This is a genomic window from Bacteroides sp. AR29, assembly GCF_900217715.1.
GTDB lineage: Bacteria > Bacteroidota > Bacteroidia > Bacteroidales > Bacteroidaceae > Bacteroides > Bacteroides uniformis.
This window is the reverse complement of the sequence record NZ_OBMS01000002.1, coordinates 264,404-286,300: the sequence shown is the minus strand read 5'-3', so window position 1 is coordinate 286,300 and position 21,897 is coordinate 264,404. Positions and strand designations below refer to the sequence as shown.

At 45.8% G+C, this 21,897-nt stretch carries 13 protein-coding genes; 6 read left to right on the top strand and 7 right to left on the bottom strand.

Going from position 1 to position 21,897, the window contains the following annotated elements:
- Positions 1 to 79: 79 nt before the first annotated feature.
- Positions 80 to 1,378 (top strand): UDP-N-acetylmuramoyl-tripeptide--D-alanyl-D-alanine ligase, encoded by a 1,299-nt coding sequence (gene murF / locus CSD97_RS00945; protein WP_098031842.1) that lies wholly within the window; start codon positions 80 to 82, stop codon positions 1,376 to 1,378.
- Positions 1,379 to 1,380: 2 nt separating this feature from the next.
- On the opposite strand, the gene CSD97_RS00940 is transcribed toward murF, so the two are convergent.
- On the bottom strand, positions 1,381 to 1,764 hold the full coding sequence (locus CSD97_RS00940; RefSeq protein WP_005824913.1) for a VanZ family protein: 384 nt from the start codon (positions 1,762 to 1,764) through the stop codon (positions 1,381 to 1,383).
- A gap of 103 nt (positions 1,765 to 1,867) precedes the next feature.
- On the opposite strand from CSD97_RS00940, the gene CSD97_RS00935 reads away from it, so the two are divergent.
- From CSD97_RS00935 to CSD97_RS00925, 3 genes are all read left to right on the top strand, one after another.
- Positions 1,868 to 3,235, top strand: a complete 1,368-nt coding sequence (locus CSD97_RS00935) for a sodium-dependent transporter (RefSeq protein ID WP_005834711.1) — start codon at positions 1,868 to 1,870, stop codon at positions 3,233 to 3,235.
- A 6-nt stretch (positions 3,236 to 3,241) separates the two neighbouring features.
- Positions 3,242 to 4,192, top strand: a complete 951-nt coding sequence (locus CSD97_RS00930; protein WP_008662822.1) for a helix-hairpin-helix domain-containing protein — start codon at positions 3,242 to 3,244, stop codon at positions 4,190 to 4,192.
- Between the two features lie 124 nt (positions 4,193 to 4,316).
- Positions 4,317 to 6,641 (top strand): TonB-dependent receptor, encoded by a 2,325-nt coding sequence (locus CSD97_RS00925; protein WP_098031841.1) that lies wholly within the window; start codon positions 4,317 to 4,319, stop codon positions 6,639 to 6,641.
- 2 nt (positions 6,642 to 6,643) lie between these two features.
- Here the strand turns inward: CSD97_RS00925 and CSD97_RS00920 are convergent, their stop codons facing one another.
- From CSD97_RS00920 to CSD97_RS00910, 3 genes are all read right to left on the bottom strand, one after another.
- Positions 6,644 to 7,303: an ABC transporter ATP-binding protein gene (locus tag CSD97_RS00920; protein ID WP_008662818.1), complete on the bottom strand. Its 660-nt coding sequence runs from the start codon at positions 7,301 to 7,303 to the stop codon at positions 6,644 to 6,646.
- Positions 7,304 to 7,367: 64 nt separating this feature from the next.
- The gene (locus CSD97_RS00915; protein ID WP_005834703.1) at positions 7,368 to 8,078 is read right to left on the bottom strand and encodes a tRNA threonylcarbamoyladenosine dehydratase; all 711 of its coding nucleotides are present in this window, start codon (positions 8,076 to 8,078) and stop codon (positions 7,368 to 7,370) included.
- A 58-nt stretch (positions 8,079 to 8,136) separates the two neighbouring features.
- Positions 8,137 to 10,266: a cation:proton antiporter gene (locus tag CSD97_RS00910; RefSeq protein WP_098031840.1), complete on the bottom strand. Its 2,130-nt coding sequence runs from the start codon at positions 10,264 to 10,266 to the stop codon at positions 8,137 to 8,139.
- Positions 10,267 to 10,420: 154 nt separating this feature from the next.
- Here CSD97_RS00910 and CSD97_RS00905 point away from each other — a divergent pair, with 154 nt between their 5' ends.
- Positions 10,421 to 11,428, top strand: coding sequence for an aspartate-semialdehyde dehydrogenase (locus CSD97_RS00905; RefSeq protein WP_009037764.1), 1,008 nt, complete (start codon positions 10,421 to 10,423; stop codon positions 11,426 to 11,428).
- Positions 11,429 to 11,500: 72 nt separating this feature from the next.
- On the opposite strand, the gene CSD97_RS00900 is transcribed toward CSD97_RS00905, so the two are convergent.
- The 3 genes from CSD97_RS00900 to CSD97_RS00890 all read right to left on the bottom strand — a co-directional run bounded on the left by CSD97_RS00900 (position 11,501) and on the right by CSD97_RS00890 (position 18,094).
- Positions 11,501 to 13,399, bottom strand: coding sequence for a RagB/SusD family nutrient uptake outer membrane protein (locus tag CSD97_RS00900; protein ID WP_005834695.1), 1,899 nt, complete (start codon positions 13,397 to 13,399; stop codon positions 11,501 to 11,503).
- 19 nt (positions 13,400 to 13,418) lie between these two features.
- Positions 13,419 to 16,760 carry a TonB-dependent receptor gene (locus CSD97_RS00895; RefSeq protein ID WP_009037763.1) on the bottom strand — a complete coding sequence of 1,114 codons (3,342 nt, stop codon included), beginning with the start codon at positions 16,758 to 16,760 and terminating at the stop codon, positions 13,419 to 13,421.
- A gap of 485 nt (positions 16,761 to 17,245) precedes the next feature.
- Complete coding sequence (locus tag CSD97_RS00890) at positions 17,246 to 18,094, bottom strand: hypothetical protein (RefSeq protein WP_005824933.1); 849 nt, start codon at positions 18,092 to 18,094, stop codon at positions 17,246 to 17,248.
- A 404-nt stretch (positions 18,095 to 18,498) separates the two neighbouring features.
- On the opposite strand from CSD97_RS00890, the gene CSD97_RS00885 reads away from it, so the two are divergent.
- Positions 18,499 to 21,894: a TonB-dependent receptor gene (locus CSD97_RS00885; RefSeq protein ID WP_005834692.1), complete on the top strand. Its 3,396-nt coding sequence runs from the start codon at positions 18,499 to 18,501 to the stop codon at positions 21,892 to 21,894.
- Positions 21,895 to 21,897 lie beyond the last annotated feature (3 nt).

The following is a 21,897-nucleotide window of genomic DNA, read 5'->3' as shown; positions in this document are numbered from 1 at the left end:
GAGGATTAAAACTATATCTTTGCACGATGGTTTACCACAGATTACACAGATTCACACAGATTGATTTAATTATAAAGTCATGGATATAACAGCTATACATCAGATATTCCTAACATGCACCAGTGTCACTACTGACAGCCGTAACTGCCCCCAAGGCTCTTTATTCATTGCGCTGAAAGGCGAGTCGTTCAACGGAAATGCCTTTGCCGCCCGAGCGCTGGAAAGCGGAAGTGCTTATGCCATAGTAGATGAAGAAGCCTATGCCCCCGCAGGCGATACACGATACATCGTGGTGGAAAACAGCTTGAAGACCTTGCAACAACTTGCCAATTACCACCGTCGGCAGATGCGTACACCCATCATCGGCATTACGGGTACAAACGGAAAGACTACTACCAAGGAACTGATGTCCACCGTACTTTCGCAAACTCACAACGTGCTCTATACCTTGGGAAATTTGAACAATCACATCGGTGTTCCCCTCACCTTGCTCCGCCTGCGCCCTGAACACGACCTTGCCGTGGTGGAAATGGGTGCCAGCCACCCGGGAGACATCAAGGAGCTGGTAGAGATAGCCGAACCTGACTACGGGATCATTACCAACGTAGGAAAAGCCCATCTGGAGGGATTCGGCTCTTTTGAAGGAATCATCAAGACCAAAGGAGAGATGTACGACTATCTGCGGACGCGGAAAGAAGCTACCATCTTTATCCATAACGACAACCCCTACTTGAAAAAGATAGCCTACGGACTCCACCAGATTGCCTACGGCAGTGAGGACGGGCTGTACATCAACGGACACGTCACCGGCAATTCTCCTTACCTCACCTTCGAGTGGAAAACGGACAACGAAAGCAAATATCACGAAGTACAAACCCGGCTTATCGGTGAATATAACTTCCCCAATGCTCTGGCAGCTGTCACCATCGGACATTTTTTTGGTGTGGAACCGGAGAAAATAGACAAGGCACTGGCCAGATATACCCCGCAAAACAACCGTTCACAACTGAAAAAAACAGCGGACAACACTCTGATTATCGATGCCTATAATGCCAATCCCACAAGCATGATGGCTTCCATTAGTAACTTCCGGAACATGCAGGCCGAAAACAAAATGTTGATATTGGGAGATATGCGGGAGTTGGGTAAAGACAGTGCCGACGAGCACCAGAAGATTGCAGACTATCTGGAAGAATGCGGATTCAAGGATGTAGTTCTTGTAGGGGAATTGTTTGCCGCCACACGCCACTCTTATCAGAGTTATCCCGATGTAACCGCACTCATCGCAGAGCTGCAAAGAGAGAAACCTTGCGGGAAAACAATTCTGATAAAAGGGTCGAACGGCATCAAGCTAAGTTCCGTAGTTGAATACTTATAATCCTATTTCATCCTTGGCCTTAAAATGAAATAGCCGACCATTGATGCAAGCACCGCTCCCGTGGTATTGGCCGCAAAATCCAGCCAGTCTCCACCACGGTATGTCGTGCAGTATTCTTGCAGCAACTCCACCATTCCGCTGAACAAAACGGGACAGACAAACGCCCCTGCCCATGCATGCCATAAAGGGGCGTTGTCTCTCCGGTGAGCGCGAAGAAACTCCAGCCACAGCATTCCTGACATGCCGAAATACATACAGATATGCACCACCTTGTCTATATTGGGAATCTTGCTTATTTCTGTAGAAGGCGGTTTAAAGAATGAAAGATAAATCACCGTCAGAATAATAAAAAGCGACACCGGATATTTCTTAATATAATATAGCATATACCAAATTATCAACGAACTGTGCGCAAAAGTACAGAACATTTTCTATATTTGCATGTTTTAGCTGGTATTAATAACGAATTGAAAGAAAAATCTACGTTTTATGACAAAAAGTGACAGAGCCAACTTCGGAAGCAAATTAGGCGTCATACTTGCCTCGGCAGGCTCCGCAGTCGGTTTAGGCAATATCTGGCGTTTCCCGTTTGAGACCGGGAATCACGGAGGTGCGGCATTTATCCTTGTATACTTGGTTTGCGTGCTCATTCTCGGCATCCCCATCATGATTGCAGAATTCCTCATCGGCAGGCGCTCGCGTGCCAATACGGCAAGGGCTTATCAGAAATTGGCACCCGGCACGCATTGGCGCTGGGTAGGACGTATGGGCGTACTGGCCGGATTCCTTATTCTGGGATATTACTCCGTTGTGGCAGGATGGACGCTTGAGTTTATCGGCGAAGCGGCTACCAACAGTTTTGCCGGGAAGTCGGCAGCCGATTTCATCGCATCCTTCAACAGCTTTGTCAGCAACCCCTGGCGTCCGGTCATCTGGCTGGTGCTGTTCCTGTTGGCCACCCATCTCATCATTGTCAAAGGAGTGGAAAAAGGTATTGAAAAATCAGCCAAAATCATGATGCCAATGCTATTTGTCCTATTGATAATCCTTGCCATCTGCTCCATATCCCTGCCCGGAGCAGGAGCAGGCATTGAATTCCTGTTGAAACCGGACTTCAGCAAAGTGGACGGCAATGTGTTCCTTGGAGCCATGGGCCAGGCATTTTTCTCCTTGAGCTTGGGGATGGGATGTCTCTGTACATACGCTTCTTACTTCCGCAATGATACGAACCTGCCCAAAACGGCACTCAACGTGGCGGCTATCGACACCATGGTAGCCATTTTGGCAGGATTCATCATCTTCCCTGCCGCCTTCTCTGTAGGCATCAAACCGGATGCGGGTCCTAGTCTGCTATTCATCACCTTACCTAATGTCTTTCAGCAAGCGTTCGGCAATATTCCCTGGCTGGCGATACTGCTGTCTCTGATGTTCTATATCCTACTGGCATTGGCAGCACTTACTTCCACCATTTCCCTGCACGAAGTGGTAACTGCCTATCTACATGAAGAGTTCAAGTTCTCACGCAGCAAGGCAGCCAGATACGTGACAGCGGGCTGTATTTTCTTAGGAGTATTCTGCTCACTGTCTCTCGGTATCGGCAAAAGCTATACCGTATTCGGGCTAAACCTATTCGATTTGTTCGACTTTGTAACGGCCAAGCTAATGCTACCGTTAGGCGGTTTCTTCATTTCCATCTTCATAGGCTGGTATCTGGACAAGAAAATCGTATGGGAAGAAGTCAGCAACAATGGCACTCTGAAAGTATCCGTCTACAAGCTATTGATATTCATCCTGAAATATATTGCTCCGATAGGAATTGCACTGATTTTTATCAATGAACTGGGTTTTCTGAAATAGGCCATCATGCAGAACCCCTTTAAAGAATTCCTTTATTTCTCCCGGGGAGAAAGGCGCGGAATACTGGTTTTGATTACCGGCATTATTCTCGTCTTTCTCTCCGGGTATATTTATATATACCAAAGAGAGAACCGCCCCCTCTCCGATGAAGTAATCCGGCGGCAGGCCACTGCCATGGCAGAATACGAATCGTTCATCGCATCCATACAAGAAAAGGAACAAAAATGGGACAACAGACTTAAACCTTCCTCCCAAAAACAACCGACAACCGTCTCCTTGGCCCGTTTCAATCCCAATATCGCCGACTCCGTCATTTTTTGCCGACTGGGACTGCCCGGATGGATGGCGCGGAACATACTCCGCTACCGTAGTAAAGGAGGGAAGTTCCATAAGGCAGAAGATTTCCGGAAAATATATGGAATGACAGAAAAACAATATCAGACACTCCTACCCTATATCCACATCACTCCGGAAGACACAGAAACAAGAACCGTCCAGTTATACAGCTCTCCTGCAAGCAATGACAGCGCCGTTACTTTCCGAATTGCACCGGAAAAATATCCGTCTGGGACCCTTGTCGACCTGAACCGCGCCGACACCACAGAACTGAAGAAAATACCAGGCATCGGTAGTGGCATTGCCCGTCTAATCATCGGTTATCGGCAACGCTTGGGAGGATTCTACAACATCACGCAATTACAAGAAATCCATTTGGACACCACCCAATTGCAGTCCTGGTTTTCCATCGACACCCGGGCCATCCACCTCATCAACCTGAACCGTAGTAGCATAGAGAGGCTGCGCCACCATCCTTACATCAACTTCTACCAGGCAAAGGCCTTTGTAGAATACCGGAAGAAGAAAGGCGACCTTCATAGTCTGAAACCTTTTGCACTTTACGAGGAATTCTCCGATACCGATTTGGAGAAAATCAGTCACTACGTTTGCTTTGAATAACAGCATCATGCAACATTTTTCAATGTCTGATGCAACCTTTTCACCAGTCATTTCGTCTAACAAGCAGAAACACCCTAAAAACAGGAAGGCCTACTGCAATAAGGATTAGAACCATCGTATCAATATGAAAAAATTAATGATTATAACCATGCTGCTGGGCAGTATGGCACAGAATGCTTTTGCTCAAAAAATAGAAATAAAAGGAACCGTCCGCGATGCTTCCGACAAGAGTATAGAGTATGTCAATGTGGTATTACAGACCATCGACTCTACTTTTGTCGCCGGTGTGACCACAAGTCCAGAAGGAGAATTCATCTTCAAGAACACTGCTGCCGGAGATTACAGACTTGTTCTTTCCAGCATCGGGTATAATACCGAATACATCACCCTCAATGGAGTAAAGCACCATACCGACCTTGGACCAATCGTCTTGGACAGTGCCTCCATCGCACTGGAAGGAGTGACTATCACCGGCTCCAGCCAAATCAGCCGTGCAGACCGCAAACTGGTTTTCCCATCCGAAAGACAAATGAAAACTTCCACAAACGGAGTGAATCTGTTGCAGGAACTGATGCTGCCACGTATTCTGGTCAACCCCATGAACAATGAGATTGGATTGTCCGGCGGTGGAGAACTGCAATTACGCATCAATGGAGTCAAAGCCGAAATAGACGAGATAAAAGCCATTCGCCCTGCCGACATTATACGTATAGAGTACCATGACAATCCGGGACTGCGCTACGGTAATGCCGAAGTCGTTTTGGACTACATAGTGCGCCGTCCCGAAACGGGCGGAAACTTCGGTGCCGACATTTCCCAAGGATTGAACACGATGTGGGGAAACTATAATCTGTACGGCAAAGTAAACCATAAAAAATCAGAATTCGGCTTCTCCTACTACATGGGACCGCGGGATTTTAACGGCATGTACCGCGACAATGAAGAAGAATTCCACCTGGCAGACGGCACTACACTCAGACGCCTGGAGAAAGGAGAGCCCAGCAAGGCAACCATGTGCCAGCACAACCTAAACGTAAATTATAGTTTGCAGGCTTCTGAGAATTCCCTTTTCAGCGCCACCTTCCGCCTTCGAGGAAACAATCAGCCACACTGGGATTATAAAGGAACTCTCTATAATGCCAATGATGAAACGGACGTGGTAGACATGACCGACCGTACCGACCAGAGCTGGACACGTCCCTCACTGGATTTGTACTACCAACAGAATCTGAAAAACAAGCAAACCCTGGTATTCAATGTAGTAGGCACCTATAATCGGGAAAAATCGCAGCGGCTCTACCAAGAAAGCACCCCGGGGAACATATTGACCGATATTGACAACAATATCCGAGGCAACAAATACTCCCTGATTGCCGAGGCCATTTATGAGAAGCAATATTCCAAGGGGAACGCATTGAGCTTCGGTCTGAGCCATACACAGTCCTACTCTAACAATGAATACAGAAACGGGCATTATTATGAAACCAATATGCACCAAGAGAACACATACATATTCGGAGAATACCGTGGAAAGATAGACAAACTAAACTACCGGCTGGGAGTGGCCATGACTCGTTTCTACTATAATCAGAGCGGCAAGGACAAATCTACCGAGAACTACAGTTTCAACCCGAGTATCGTTCTGCACTATGCCATGTCAGACAACTCCTACCTCCGCTGGAAGGGAAACATCTATAACGCTTCTCCTTCATTGGGCGACCTCAGCGATGTGGAGCAAGCAGTGGACTCATTCCAGATACGTCGTGGCAACCCGCATCTGAAATCATATATGTGCTATCATACGGAACTGACTTACGAATGGAAAAAAGGCATCTTTTATACCAATCTATGGGGAGCCTATGACTATCGTCCCAATGCCATTATGGACGAGAAGATTCAAGAAGGCAACAAAATAGTGCAGACTTGGGACAATCAGAAGGATTGGCAGAAACTCTCCGGGCGTGCCATGCTCCGCGTAGGACCCATCCGCGACATTCTGCAATTTTCTTTTACGGGCGGTGTCAACCATTACATGAGCCATGGCAATCACTACTCGCATACCTACACCAACTGGTTTTGTGAGGCAGAAGCCTCATTAAACTACAAACAGTTCTCTCTGTTCTGGCAGATAAACACCAATTGGAACAATTTCTGGGGAGAAACCCTCTCGGGAGGAGAAAACATCCAGATGTTAGCTGTATATTACAAGCATAAGAATCTTCGGGTAGGAGTCGGTGCATTCAATCCTTTCACCGACAACTATAAAGTACAAAGCGAAAACTGGAATAAATTCGCATCCTACAAGACAAATAATTATATAAAAGAAAGCTCCCGCATGTTCCTGGTGAACTTTTCCTACAACTTCTCGTTCGGCCGCAGTTTCAAGACAGCACAGCGGAAGGTAAACAACAGTGACAATGACTCGGGAGTAATGGGCACGGGGAAATAGGCTCAGACCATTTTATTGATTTCCCCGTCAATCAGATGTATCGTCCGGTCGGTGAGCTGCGCCAGTCCTTCATCATGGGTTACGATAACAAACGTTTGTCCGAAACGGTTACGTAAATCAAAAAAGAGCTGGTGCAGTTCTTCCTTATTATGGGTATCCAAGCTGCCGGAAGGTTCATCTGCCAGCACCACTGCTGGATGATTGATGAGAGCACGGGCCACCGCCACACGCTGCTTCTCACCTCCCGACAACTCATTCGGCTTGTGGGAGGCCCGTTCGGCAAGCCCCATGAATTCAAGAATTTCCGTAGCCGCCTCCTTGGCTTCCTGCTGTCCTCTTCCGGCAATGAAGGCTGGTATCATTACATTCTCCAAAGCCGTAAACTCCGGCAGCAGTTGATGGAACTGGAACACAAAGCCGATATGGCGGTTGCGGAATGCGGAAAGTTCCTTCTCCCTCATACGGTTGACTTGTGTACCGTCAATAACCACCGAACCGCCATCCGGCATATCCAACGTACCCATGATTTGCAGCAAGGTAGTTTTACCCGCTCCACTGGGGCCTACAATGCTGACAATCTCCCCTTTCTCTATCTCCAGGTCAATACCCCGCAACACTTGCAGGTTACCGAAACTCTTCGTTATATTCTCTAAATGAATCACTAGGCTATTTACAATTTGACAATTTACTATTTACTATTTGATAGTTTTCTTTCAAGTGCTATTACTATAGTCTTTTAATTACATATTCGGCCAAATAGCAGCCAAAAACTGCGGGCATGTAGCTCACTGTTCCACAGGTGGACTTCTTGTTCATCTCGTCGTCCGTCAGCAAAACGGCATTCGGATCAGCCTGTTCGGTGCTGAAAACAACTGGAAGTTTCCGCTTTATGCCCATTTTTTGCAGACGCTTACGCACAGCCTTGCTCAACCCGCAATGATAGGTATCCCAGATATCGGCAAAGCGCACTTGCGAAATGTCACTCTTTGCTCCTGCCCCCATGCTGGACACTATCTTGATATGCCGCTTCATGCTTTCCGCTATCAAGTGGCATTTTGGAGCAAGCGTATCGATGGCATCCACCACAAAGTCATAAGCCGCATCATCCAGCAGTTCCGGTATGTTCTCATCTTTCAAGAATACGGGCAACACTCTCAGTTCCAGAGCCGGATTAATGTCCCTGAAACGTGATGCCAATATCTCCGCCTTCTTTTGCCCCAGGGTAGAATGCAGAGCCGGCAACTGACGGTTTATATTCGTAGGCTGCACGGTATCGGCATCGACAATCGTCATCCGCCCCACTCCGGCACGGCATATCATCTCGGCCGCATAAGCACCTACACCACCCAGTCCTACGACAAGTACATGTGCCCGGCGCAGGCGTTCCATTTTTTCATCTCCTAATAAAAGTTGCGTTCGTTGTTGCCAATCTTCCATTTTCACCACAGATTACACGGATTTACACAGATTTTTGTCAATTATCAATTGTCAATCGTCAATTCTTCTTGAACCATTTATAGAACCATTTGCCTACCTTCTCGTAGTGCTGCGACTCGTTGTTGCCACGCGGGTTGGAGAAGGATACCGCATCCTGCGGCTCGCCCAGTTGGTCGGGATAGAGTACTATCAGGCTGTTATTTGCAAAGTACTTGCTGATTTGTGCCGGTAGCTTCTCGAAGGAGCTGTCATAGGAGATGGAGCCGCGGCGGGCGCTGATGATGACCAGCAGATGGTCGAAATTCACTTGTCCGGTCAGTATCAGCAGGTCTCCCCAGTCGTCCAGGCGGGAAAAGTCTGTCAATGTCTGTCCATATTTGGCTTTCACCAGCCCTTGAAGATGGGCGGTAGTCTCTTCATTGGCATAAAAATGCACCCGACAGCCCAAAGTACTCCCCAACCGGCAGAAATGTTCCACCCACTTCAGGAATCCCGCCTCATACTCGGCTTTCGGAGGTACCGCCACAATCACCCGCCTAATTGTGTTAATGGGCATCAGGAACTTGGAAACCATCACCTCGCGATGCAAGCCCTTCAGCAGATTCTCCGTCAGCATACCGAAGAATGAATCCACAATATTGACTTTACGGTGCAGACCTATAACGACATCCGTTGCCGCATATTCTTTTGCTGTATGGATAATGCCCGAAGCGATATTCAAGTCGTAACGCGTGATTTGCCTCAACGGCACATCTGCCGAGGCCGTTATCATGGCAGCCTTTTCCAGATAGCGTTTCCCGCGTAGTTCGGCACTTTCAGAGCTACTATCATCGTTGATGACATTCAGTGCCAACAGATTATCCCGTTGCTTCGGGTCGCGTATCACCAAAGAAAGATTTATCAAGTCTTCAATCGTATCGGGGTTGGCTATCGGAATCAATATCTTCTCCGCTTCCACGGAGCGGTTTTCTTCCAGATGCGCCTCCTCCATGGCAATCTTCCGTGCGGCACGCTCCGTAATGAACGAGCTCACAATGCAAGTTACAAGAATCAGCAGGACAGTACCATTCAAAACATCATCGTTCAGCAAGCGTTCCCCATTGGGCAGAATGATGTTGTATCCCACCAACACAGCCGCCAGCGTTGCCGCTGCTTGTGCATTGCTCAATCCGTACATCAGCTCCCGTTCAATCCCTCCCATCTTATATATTTTCTGCGTCAGCCAGCAGGCAATCCATTTACCTGCCAATGCCACCACAATCATTACAGCCGCTACTTTCAGAGCATCGCCATGACCGAAAATCACGTGCACATCAATCAGCATACCCACACCTATCAGGAAATAGGGAATAAACAAGGCGTTGCCCACAAACTCCAGATGGTTCATCAACGGAGAGACATGCGGAATCAGCCGGTTCAAAACCAAACCTGCAAGGAAAGCACCCAGGATACCTTCCATCCCCACAAACTCCATCAATCCGGCTCCGAGGAAAACCATGGCAAGCACAAATATGAACTGCATCACGTTGTCATCGTACCTCCGGAAGAACCAACGGCCTATGCGTGGAAACAGATATACAATCAAAATACCCAGGAAGATAACCTTTATGACAAGCCATACCCAGAAGAAGCCGTCCGACTCCCCCTTGAACATACCACCCACAACGGCCAGGACCAGCAAAGTGAGTGTATCCGTAACCGCCGTCCCCCCCACTGCAATACTCACACTGCGATGCTGCGACACACCGTAACGAATCACGATGGGATAGGCCACCAGTGTATGCGATGCATACATACTTGCCAGTAGGACAGAGGTCAGTACCCCGTACTTCAACAAAGCTATATTCGTTACCAAGCCTATGCCTATGGGCACAATAAAAGCCAAGAGCCCCAGAACAAGCGCTTTGCCCCGGTTCTGTTTGAAGTCCCCCATATTCATTTCCAGACCGGCAAGGAACATGATGTAATACAAACCCACTTTGCCGAAAAGCTCAAAACTGCTGTCACGCACCAAGATATTGAAACCATGCTCCCCAATGACAAGCCCCGCCAGTATCATTCCGATAATGTGCGGAATACGAAGCTTATTCAACAATATGGGAGCAAACAATATAATGAGGAGTACAAGGAGGAATATCCATGTAGGGTCGGTGATGGGAAGTTTCAAGCTGAAGTCAAACCAATCCATAGGCTATAAGTTTTAGGTTTTGAATGCAAAATAACGAAAAACTTTTCACTTTATGCGGTGTTATACAGCATTTTGTTATAAATTTGCGACCAATTCTATCTTTTTAGAGATAGTATTTCACTTTTTTATAAACTTAATTTAAAACAAAAGAAAAATGAAAGTAGCTATTGTTGGAGCAAGCGGAGCCGTGGGACAAGAGTTCCTGCGAGTGCTCGATGAAAGAAATTTCCCGTTGGACGAGTTAGTATTGTTCGGTTCTAAACGCAGTGCCGGAACCAAATATACCTTCCGCGGTAAACAGATCGAGGTGAAACTCTTGCAACACAATGATGACTTTAAAGGGGTTGATATCGCTTTCACTTCCGCAGGCGCAGGCACCTCCAAAGAATTTGCCGAAACCATTACCAAGTACGGAGCAGTGATGATTGACAATTCCAGCGCTTACCGTATGGACGACAATGTACCTTTGGTAGTGCCCGAAGTGAATGCCGCCGACGCCAAAGAACGTCCTCTCGGCATCATCGCCAACCCCAACTGTACTACTATCCAAATGGTAGTGGCACTGAAAGCCATCGAACAGCTTTCCCATATAAAGACCGTACACGTTTCTACCTATCAGGCTGCCAGTGGTGCCGGCGCCGCTGCCATGGATGAGTTGTACGAGCAGTACCGCCAGGTATTGGCAGGCGAACCCGTAACCGTTGAGAAATTCGCTTACCAGCTGGCATTCAACCTCATTCCGCAAATCGACGTATTCACCGAAAACGGCTATACCAAAGAGGAGATGAAGATGTTCAACGAGACCCGTAAGATTATGCACTCTGACGTAAAAGTCAGTGCTACCTGCGTACGTGTTCCCGCTCTCCGCTCCCACTCCGAAAGCATCTGGGTAGAAACCGAGCGTCCCATCTCCATCGAAGAAGCCCGCGAAGCATTTGCCAAAGGCGACGGACTGGTGTTGATGGACAACCCGGCAGAAAAGGAATACCCCATGCCGTTGTTCCTCGCGGGCAAAGACCCGGTTTACGTAGGCCGTATCCGCAAGGACCTCAGCAACGAAAACGGATTGACGTTCTGGATTGTGGGCGACCAGATTAAGAAAGGCGCTGCACTGAATGCGGTGCAGATTGCAGAATACCTGATTAAGGAAAAGGCACTGTAAGAGAACAATGAATAAAAAATAAGGGATGTCCTAGAAATGACATCCCTTATTTTTATAATCCACTTTATGGTATTACCAGCCTGGGTTCTGAGTCAACACCTGACCTTTATTCTCATAAATAGTCAGCTGTGCAGCCGGTATGGCACGCAAATAGTAGCGTTCCGAATTCAATTCACCAGCCTTGAATATACGAAGTTCCTTTTCACGAAGATAATAAATATACCCTTTTTCAGTATCCTCATTACCCGGATTCTCCGGGTCGAACAGATAGAGCACTCTCTTGCCGGAATCATCTTTTGAAGATATTTCCGGATAATCGGCCATATTGACATAAGCACCCAGGAAAGACATGGCAGGATAACCATTTGCATCTTCTGAGTTTAAGTATTCAAACTTGGCCCAACGACGGAGGTCTTCACCACGACGGCCTTCCATAATCAACTCAATACGACGCTCACGACGGATTTCCCACAAAACCGGATTGACATCAGGGTCACGGGCAGGGTCATTGATAACAACTCCATTCACACTCAAGTTGCCGCCATTCAGTTGAACTTTCGGCATTGTCTTGGCTTCAGTATCTCCCCACTTCGTCAGCTGACGGTCACGGAGTTCATTGATAGACTTGTCAAGGTCACTCTGAGTGAAAGCGTTACCACCCACTTGGGCAATCTCATAACGCGCCTCTACATAGTTCAGCAATACTTCCGCATAGCGGATGCACGGCGCATCAGCCGGACTTAATCTACCGGTACAATAATCCAGACCAGCCACCCACCACTCGTCGTTCAAGAACTTTTTGGTAGGATATCCCGTTGGTGATGTACCTTCGGTATAATTTGTCCCCATGGCGCTCATGATACGAAGACTGTCGGCAACTGTTTGATACAAACGCGGGTCACGGTCTTGAAATGACTTCTGAATACTCGGGTCTTCCTTACCTTGATACAGCGGAGACTGACCTATCGGCAAACCGTCACTACAAAGATAAGTGTTGATTACATCTTGCGTAACACCACCCTGAGTCTGATCTTCCGGACCATTGTAGGACATCAAAGCATTACACTGCAAACCGCTTGTATATTCACGATACCAGATGACTTCCGGATTGTTAGCCAAATCGTCCGTAGTAAACAAAGCATTATAGGTATTGCCTATTGAATAGATACCAGAGTTCATCACTACCTCTGCACCATTAATGGCTCCTTGCAGTAAGTTCTTAATATCACCATCCGCCACCTTCTCTGAAGTAGGACCTACAGTAGTACCGTGATACTTCAGCCATGTGGCATGATACAGCATTTCGCGTGACATATACGCACCAACCACATATTTGTTGACTTGGCGCTTCGTATCATCCGTACGTACATTATCCAATGCATATTGAAAATCCTCTTGTATCTTCTGCGCTACATACAAATAAGAATCACGGTCTTTATAAAGAGCCGGGTCTGCCGGGTCTGTCACCTTATCGTAGTAAGGAACACCGCCATAATACTTTGCCAGCGTACTATAGGCCATTGCACGGAAATAGCGTGCAATACCTTCCCAGTGTCTCTTGGCTTCGTCCGAAATATTCATTCCGGGAATCTTCTCAAGCATGACATTGGCTTTATAAATAACACTATAATTGCCCGACCAAGTTCCTGTCTGGCTATTCCAGTCCGTAGTGGCAGAAGTGGAGAAATAAATATATCCTGAACCGTTTGTATTTGCATTATTCAGATTGATAAAATCATCCGTATAGTCATCTCCAGAGAAATAACCGGCAAAAACAGTATAGTCGGTACCATATCCTGTAAAGTAGGAAGAATAGAAGTCTTGCGCATAAGTACGCAAAGAAGTTTCAGTCTGCCAATAAGTGTCATTGGTCTGCTTGTCCTGCGGGTCTTTATTCAAAAAATCGTCGCAACCGCAGAGCGAGCCCATTGCCAACGCACAAACGATGTATAATAAATTTTTCTTTTTCATAACTGCAATTACTATTAGATTATAAACTAAGCTGAATACCGAACGACACTGTCTTCTGGTATGGATAGCTACGGCCAAAGTTACGCTGGTCACTCTTACCACTGGCCGTACGTATTCCTATTTCCGGATCGATAGCAGGTTTCACACCGTCGATGGTGAAAAGGTTTTCACCAGTGAAATAAACACGCAAACCTTGCACTTTGAATTTACTCAACCAAACCTTAGGAAGAGAATATCCTACAGTAAACGTCTTCAGACGCAGATAAGCCATATTCAGCAAATAGCGGTCATTCACGCTATAGTTACCCGAAGCAGACTGCTTGTAATCCATCGGACGGGGATAGAAAGCATCTGTGTTTTCGGGAGTCCAATAATCCTCAGCACCTTTGTAGAAGGGTTCACCGGTAGTAAAGCCTGGTAATACCTGGTTACCTGCCGCCCAAAGTTTTCTTTTGGCTACCCCCTGGAAGAACATGCTTATATCAAAGCCTTTCCAAGCAGCATCCAGATTCAAACCAAACTGTAAACGCGGCAGGGCGTTACCTATAACACTAAGGTCACCCTTGTCATTTGTATTGGTCTGTTTTACGATTTCACCGTTGTTGTCGAGGTCTTTATAAAGCACATCACCGGGAGCAAATTGATAACCGGCAGGGAATACTTTAGTCTGGTCGGGCAAACCGGCTTTCAAAGAACCGTCAGCATTAAAGTCATCTTCCGTCAAGAAACGGTCGAACTGCAAGCCCCAGATATCTCCCAAAACCATACCTTCTTTATAAGCACTCTTATCCCACCAGCCGGTAGCTCCATAAGAAGGAATCTTTGTATTATACGTCCACTTGGTTACTTCAGTCTTGTCATCGGCAACAGAAGCCGTCACGCCAAAGTGCAGACCATTCTTGAAGGTATGGCGATAGTCAATGGCAAGTTCCCATCCTTTGGTCTGGATAGTACCCATATTTTCATATGGAGCGTCAGCACCCAATGTGGCAGGTAGGTTGGCAGTAGTCAAAATATCACTGGTAGTACGGTTATACCAATCAAACGTTACTCCCAAAGCGTCATTGAAGAAACGGGCATCCAAGCCAAGGTCAAGTGTAGTAACCTTCTCCCAAGTAAGGGTTGAAGACACAATAGTCGGTTTTTGTGTTGACTGTACTTTCTTTCCATCGATAATCCAACTGTCTACAGAAGTGGACAGAGTGGAGATATAACGGTCGGTACCTACATCCTGGTTACCAATCATACCCCAAGAGCCGCGAATCTTCAACGTACTCAGATAAGGCTTCAGTGACTGCATGAACGGTTCTTCAGAAATACGGTAACCGGCAGACATGGATGGGAAGAAACCGAAACGATTCCCAGAGGGGAAACGGGAGGAACCGTCATAACGGCCGTTCAGTTCCAACATATATCGGTCTTTATAAGAATAATTAAGACGTCCGAAGAAGCCTGCTACAGACCACCAAGTATGCGAGGAGCTTGTAGTCTGGTCACCTGTAGCCAGATTCAATTCCGGTTTTGCGGGGTCGAGCAGACCTTTGCGTTGCGCCCAGTAATATTCATATTCGCTCTTTTCAAGGCTGGAACCTGCCATTGCCTTAAAATCATGATCTCCCCAGCGTTTGGCATAAGTTGCCACGAAATTGGCTGTCAGATTCTCCGTGCGTCCGGTTTCCTGATATACATAATCATAAGTAGCAGCAGATAGATAACTGCCATAAGAATCACGTAATGCCTCAACAGACGGACGGGCAGTGAAGATTTCATAACCACTGGTCAAGCTCGGTGTACCATACTTCTTATAGCGATTTTCCACGCTGCTATAAGCAACATCTATATCCAGTGTTAAATCTTTGATAGGCTTGATAGTTGCACCACCTGTCAAACGCAGATACTCACGTTCTTTTGTGGTAATAGGAGCACTTTTCTGTTCGGTCAAGGCGTTACGGAACTCCTTGCCTTCAAAAGTACCGTAAGGCATCATCGGCTGCCAACGATACAGATAGTACATCGGGTCGTAAAGATCAGTATTATAGTTGAATGGCTTGTCGTAGTCAGAACGGGTGAACATGACACCTGTACGGATAGACACATATTTGTTTAATTCAGAGTTCAAAGAGATATTGGCATTGTAACGCTTATAGTTGTCCGAATTGACTTTCATCATACCATCCTGGCTCAGATATCCCAAAGCGATATTGTAATTAGTCTTTCCGTTGCCACCGTTGATAGAAAGGCTATGGTTCTGCTGCGGAGCCCAGTCCTTGATGTATTCATCATACCAGTCCCAAGTACGGATAAAGAACATACCGCCATCGCGGAACTCAAAGTCACGACCCAATTCCATCTCACGGCCAAACTGGTCACCATAGCCATATTTGTCCCAGTAATCCTTCATTTTCTGCACATGTGTAGCATCCACACGCATATTACCCACTACGTTATAAAATGCGGTAGACCCCTTAGTCTGATTGATTACACCTTGCAAGTTAATATCAGCCTGCTGCCATCCCGGAAGTTGTTCGGGTGTCTTGGTCGGCGTACGCCATGCAAAGTTATTGGTATATTTTACAGAGAGACGTTCATGTTTACTTCTTGATTTTGTGGTAATCAGCAATACGCCAAATGCACCACGGGCACCGTAAATAGAAGCAGAAGCGGCGTCTTTCAATACAGAAATACTTTCAATATCGTCCGGATTCACCATAGAAATATCCGTTACTTCCACATTATCTACCAGAATCAACGGTTTGGAGTCACCATTCGGAGAACCGATACTACCACGAATCTTGATAGTAGGCGCACCACCTATCTCACCGGAGTTAGTAGTAATGGTCAATCCCGGTACCGCCCCCTGCAAGGCACGGCCTATATCCGTGATAGGACGGCTATCAATTGTTTTGTTCACATCCACGGAAGCCACCGCACCGGTCAGGTTCACCTTTTTCTGTGCACCATAACCTACTACGACAACTTCATCCAACAATTCCGTATCATCTTTCAAAACAACCTTCATTACCGAAGTTGCCTTGACTTCTTGAGTAGTATATCCCACAAATGATACTTGCAGAATAGCACCGGGCTTTACATTTAATTTGGAAACTCCATCCAAATCCGTAATACCACCATTGGTCGTACCTTTCTCAATGACATTGGCGCCAATAATAGGTTCACCTTTTGTATCTACAACTGTGACAGTCACAGAGATAGATTGCATCTGTTCTTGTACTCCTTGTGAGTCGTCGGATGCTGTTTGGGCAGCCATCACGTTGCCACTGCCTAAAAACAGAGCACAGATTGCCACCGCCGTAAAGAACTTACCATTGGCAAGTCCTCGTTTTTTGCGATCTTCATTCATAAGTGATTGATGATTTTGTTAATTAAACCAGTTTTTCAAAATTAGGATAAGGGAATCATATAGTTCGGAATTGTCAGACCATTTCCGAAGATTTCTTTAATTTCTCATAGGCATTTTCTTTATTTAAAGGTTCATAACTTTTATATTATCTCTCTTTTTTTCTATTTATTTACTATAGCTTTATTTAAAGGTTCATAACTTTTATATTATCTCTCTTTTTTTCTATTTATTTAGTTTGGAGCCCCAAGTCCAGACGGAACTTAGTTATATATTATATAAGGCTAAAATTTTGTTAATTACTTAACTCTATTGGTTGTTTTAAGAGATAAAAAACTCGTTATTAACAAAGGTGAGAAATGATTCGTTCATTTCGTCCTAACAAAGATACATTATTATTTAATATCAAGAACATTCCTTTGCATTTATTTAACTTTATATTCATACATTTGCAAAAAGGAGGTTATACACCTTATTATATAAAGAATTTAAGGTTCTTCTATATTTAAAGAATGGAATTCAATCAGACCATTCATTGGTGTTTCTTCAATGATTTCCAGTTCGATGCCAAATTCACGGGCAACTTCCCGCAAAATGGTCGCGTAGCTGTAAGCCAATGAACCCACAAAACGAATAGGATAATTTTTGTAGTCATATTGGCAGACATTACGAGTAAAGAAATTTCTCAGATTACCGGTAATCAGCTCAAATACATAGTCATCATTGGTATAATCTGCCAAAAAATAAGATATAGTAGACAAAAAGCGATTGGGGAACGGGCGGTTATACACAGATTCCATAACCTCATTCGGGCTTATACGGAACTTCTCAAAGAAATCCGCCGTTACATCTTTAGGAGCCAAACCTTTCAGTACATCAGACAAAAACATTTTGCCCAATACAGCACCACTACCCTCATCCCCCAGGATGTAACCTCCTGCCCGGACATTCTTTACAACGATTTTCCCATCATAAAAACATGAGTTTGAGCCGGTTCCCAAAATACAAGCAATGCCGGCCTCGCATTTGAACAAGCCACGTGCAGCTGCCAGCAAATCACTCTCTACCTGAATTGGAGTTTTGAATTGTGCTACCAATGAAGCTCCCAATACATTTTTCTTTTCATAAGAAGTACATCCGGCACCATAATAATAGACTTGTTCCAATTTCCTTTTGAAAAAATGCTCGGGTAATCCTAACCGCACACTTCGGCTAATCTCTCTTCTCGTTTGAAAGAAAGGATTTAAGCCCTCTGTGAAGGCTCGCTGTATCAGACGATTATCTTCAACCAGCGCCCATTCTGTTCTCGTAGAACCACTTTCTGCAATTAGTTTCATAGGTAGTTAGTTTCAGAATTGAATACAAATATATAGCTTTTTTTAATCTTTCCAAGGCTATTTCAAGAAAAAATCATTTTGCTGGCCATACATCTCCCTTTTGCTCATGTCTTCAATCATCCAACAAAGTATTCCCACTTTTCCAACGCAACCGTGTTTTAGTCAAAACAAGACGATAACAGACTAATAATAAGATACTATCTGACTGAATTCCAAGTTCCGTCTGGACTTGGCAAACAAATAGGAAAACAAGAGATAATATAAAGTTATGAACCTTTAAAAAGAGAAAATGCCTATGGAAAAAGAAACAATCCTGCAAGTTGAATAGTCTCCACTATTTGGCTCTTGTTACCCTTACCCTAAATTTAAGAAGTATTTAATTAACAACAAATCATCAATCATTTATGAATGAAGATCACAAAAAACGAGGACTAACACATAGCAAACTCCTCACAGCAGTGGCAATCAGCTCACTGTTATTAAGTAGCGGCAACGTGATGGCTGCACAAGCCAATCCTGATAAATCGCTTGGTGTAACAGAACAATTACAAGCTATCACCATCAGCGGTTTAGTTGTCGATGCAGCCGGCGAACCGATTATCGGTGCCAGCGTAGTAGAAAAAGGGACTACCAACGGCGGAATTACCGACCTAAACGGTAAGTTTACATTGACCGTAACACCGGGAGCAACACTAAAAATATCATTTGTGGGCTATCAGACACAAGAAGTGAAGGCAGCCAAAACGATGAGAATAACTCTGAAAGAAGATACCGAGATGCTGGATGAAGTAGTAGTAGTAGGCTACGGTGTACAAAAGAAGGCTAACTTGACAGGAGCAGTTTCTACAGTGGACTTAAACAAGACAATGGCAGGTCGTCCACAACAAGATGTAGCCAAAGCATTGCAAGGGGCTGTTCCGGGACTAAGCATTCTCACCACAAGTGGTGCCATCGACGAGACAGCCTCCATGCGTATACGTGGTTTGGGGACATTGAGTAATGGAGAAGTCAGCAATCCACTCATTGTAGTGGACGGCGTTCCGATGGATGACATTTCTTTCCTCGATACGCAAGACATCGAAAATATTTCCGTACTGAAGGACGCTTCCGCTTCCTCCATTTATGGAACGCGCGCCGCTTTCGGTGTGATTCTAATCAATACCAAGAGCGCAAAGCCTAGCGAAAAGGTTACCATCAATTACAGCAACAATTTTGCATGGGATCAAGCTACTTACCTGCCGGACTATCCCGATGTACCCACACAATTAAAGATGGGTATCGAAGCCAGTATGAACGGTGGTGCCGGTATGCCTGAATTGTTCGGTATGTATTTCGACAAATTGTTACCTTACGCCGAAAAGTGGCAGCAACAGAACGGCGGCAAGACCGGCTACCGTCCTATGAACCTCTACCAAAGCGATAGTAACGTGGGTGACTATATCGTATTGGACGGCACTCCTTTTTATTATGCTGACTGGGATGTACAGGACATCTACTTCAACAAAGCTGCTCCTTCCATGAGCCACAATGTTTCTATACAAGGAACATCTGGTAAGACCAATTACTACCTATCTTTCGGCTACAACGAAAAGCAAGGACAGATGAAGATTCACCCGGACGAACTAAAAAAGTACAATGCCTCAGTCAATGTCACCACTAATGTTTACGACTGGCTACAGGTGGGTGCACGCATCAACTATAGTCGTAAGAACTATAAACGCCCGGACACATGGGCCAACACCTACCAATATTTGTGGCGTTGGGGTTCTTATTTCATTCCTTCGGGCACAATCGACGGCTATGACACACGCGTCATGGCCATGCAGAAGCAAGCTGCCGATCGTGAAGTGACAACAGACCTGACCCGTATGAACACCTTCTTGAAAGCTGAAATCGTTAAAGGACTGACCCTTAATGCAGACTTTACATATGCCATTCAGAATATGAACAGCGGTTCGCAGGACAACTCCGTTTACGGCATCAATTGGAGCGGGAAACCGGTACCCTCTTACATCGTCACTAAAGGCAATAGCGGTATCTGGAGAGACTTTTCCAAACAGAACACATGGACGGCCAACGCATACGTAAACTATACCAAAACATTTGCCAAAAAACACAACCTGAATGTAATGGCAGGTGTCAACGCAGAAGAAGAGGAATACAAATATCTGTATGGTACCCGCAATGTGATGTACGATCAAGAGGGATACCCCGAACTGAATATGGCTGGCAAGGATGGACAAGATTTGAGTTGGAATCATACATCCCGCGCTTCTGCCGGTTATTTCGGCCGTATCAATTATGACTACAAAGGCATTTATTTATTGGAACTGAACGGACGTTACGACGGTTCTTCCCGTTTCCCCCATACCGACCAGTGGGCCTTCTTCCCTTCTGCATCCATCGGCTACCGCTTCTCCGAAGAAGCCTACTTCGCCCCACTGAAACATATTGTCAGCAATGGTAAGTTGCGTGCTTCTTTTGGCGAAATCGGCAACGAGGCTGTGGGCGACTACATGTTCGAACAATTAATAAGCCAACGGTTGAACAATAAAAGTACCGGCTATATCTATTGGATTGAAAACAATAATGCCAACGCTAATCTCCTGACCATGTATAACATGCCGGATTTGGTATCAAGTACTTTGACCTGGGAGCGTATCCGCACCCTCAATATAGGTCTTGACCTGGGTCTCTTGAATGACGAACTGACTATAGGTTTCGACTGGTTCCAACGTGAGAATCGTGACATGCTGGCACCGGCACAAGTATTGCCGAACACTCTGGGTGCTTCTGCTCCTTATGAAAATGCCGGTACCTTACGTACACGTGGATGGGAGTTGAACTTGAACTGGCGCCATACCTTCGGCGACTTCGACGTATATGCCAACTTCAACATCGGTGACTCCAAGACTAAAGTAACAAAGTGGGACAATGATTCCAAACTGCTCAGCACCTATTACACCGGTAAAACCTACGGTGACATTTTCGGTTTTGAAACCGACCGTTACTTCGAGGAAAAAGACTTCACCAGCCAAAATGCAGACGGCTCATGGAATTATGCAAACGGCATTGCAAGCCAGGCAGGACTGGAATCCGGTAATTTCCATTACGGCCCGGGAGACGTCAAGTTCAAGGATTTGGACGGCAATGGCAAGATTGACGGTGGAAAAGGCACAGCAGACGACCACGGCGATTTGAAAGTCATCGGAAACTCTATGCCACGCTACGAATACAGCTTCCATTTAGGCGGAGCGTGGAAAGGTATCGACCTTGACCTCTACTTCCAAGGTGTAGGCAAACGTGAGGACTGGACGACTTCTTCCCTAAACCTTCCCGCCATGGTACATGCCGACGTAGCCATCTATTCCCACCAAACAAGCTATAACAAAGTGCTTTGGAATTCAGACTATACCGCCATTACCGGTTATGAGGTAAATCAAGGGAACCGTTATCCACGTCTTTATCGTGGTACAAATAATAGTGGAGGTACCGTATCCGGTATAGCTAACGGCTGCAACAACTACTATCCCCAATCCCGCTATTTGACAGACATGTCCTATCTTCGTCTGAAGAACGTAACTGTGGGATATACCCTTCCGAAAGAGTGGACACGCAAAGCCTACATTGAGAAAGCACGTATCTACTTCAGTGGCAGCAACCTCTTTCTGCTCCACAAAGGGAATGACCTTCCAGTCGACCCCGAAATCAGTACAGGCAATGGACTTACAGCTGGTGGATGGGGACGTATAGCTCCTATTACACGCACATTCTCATTTGGAGTCCAGGTAACATTATAACAA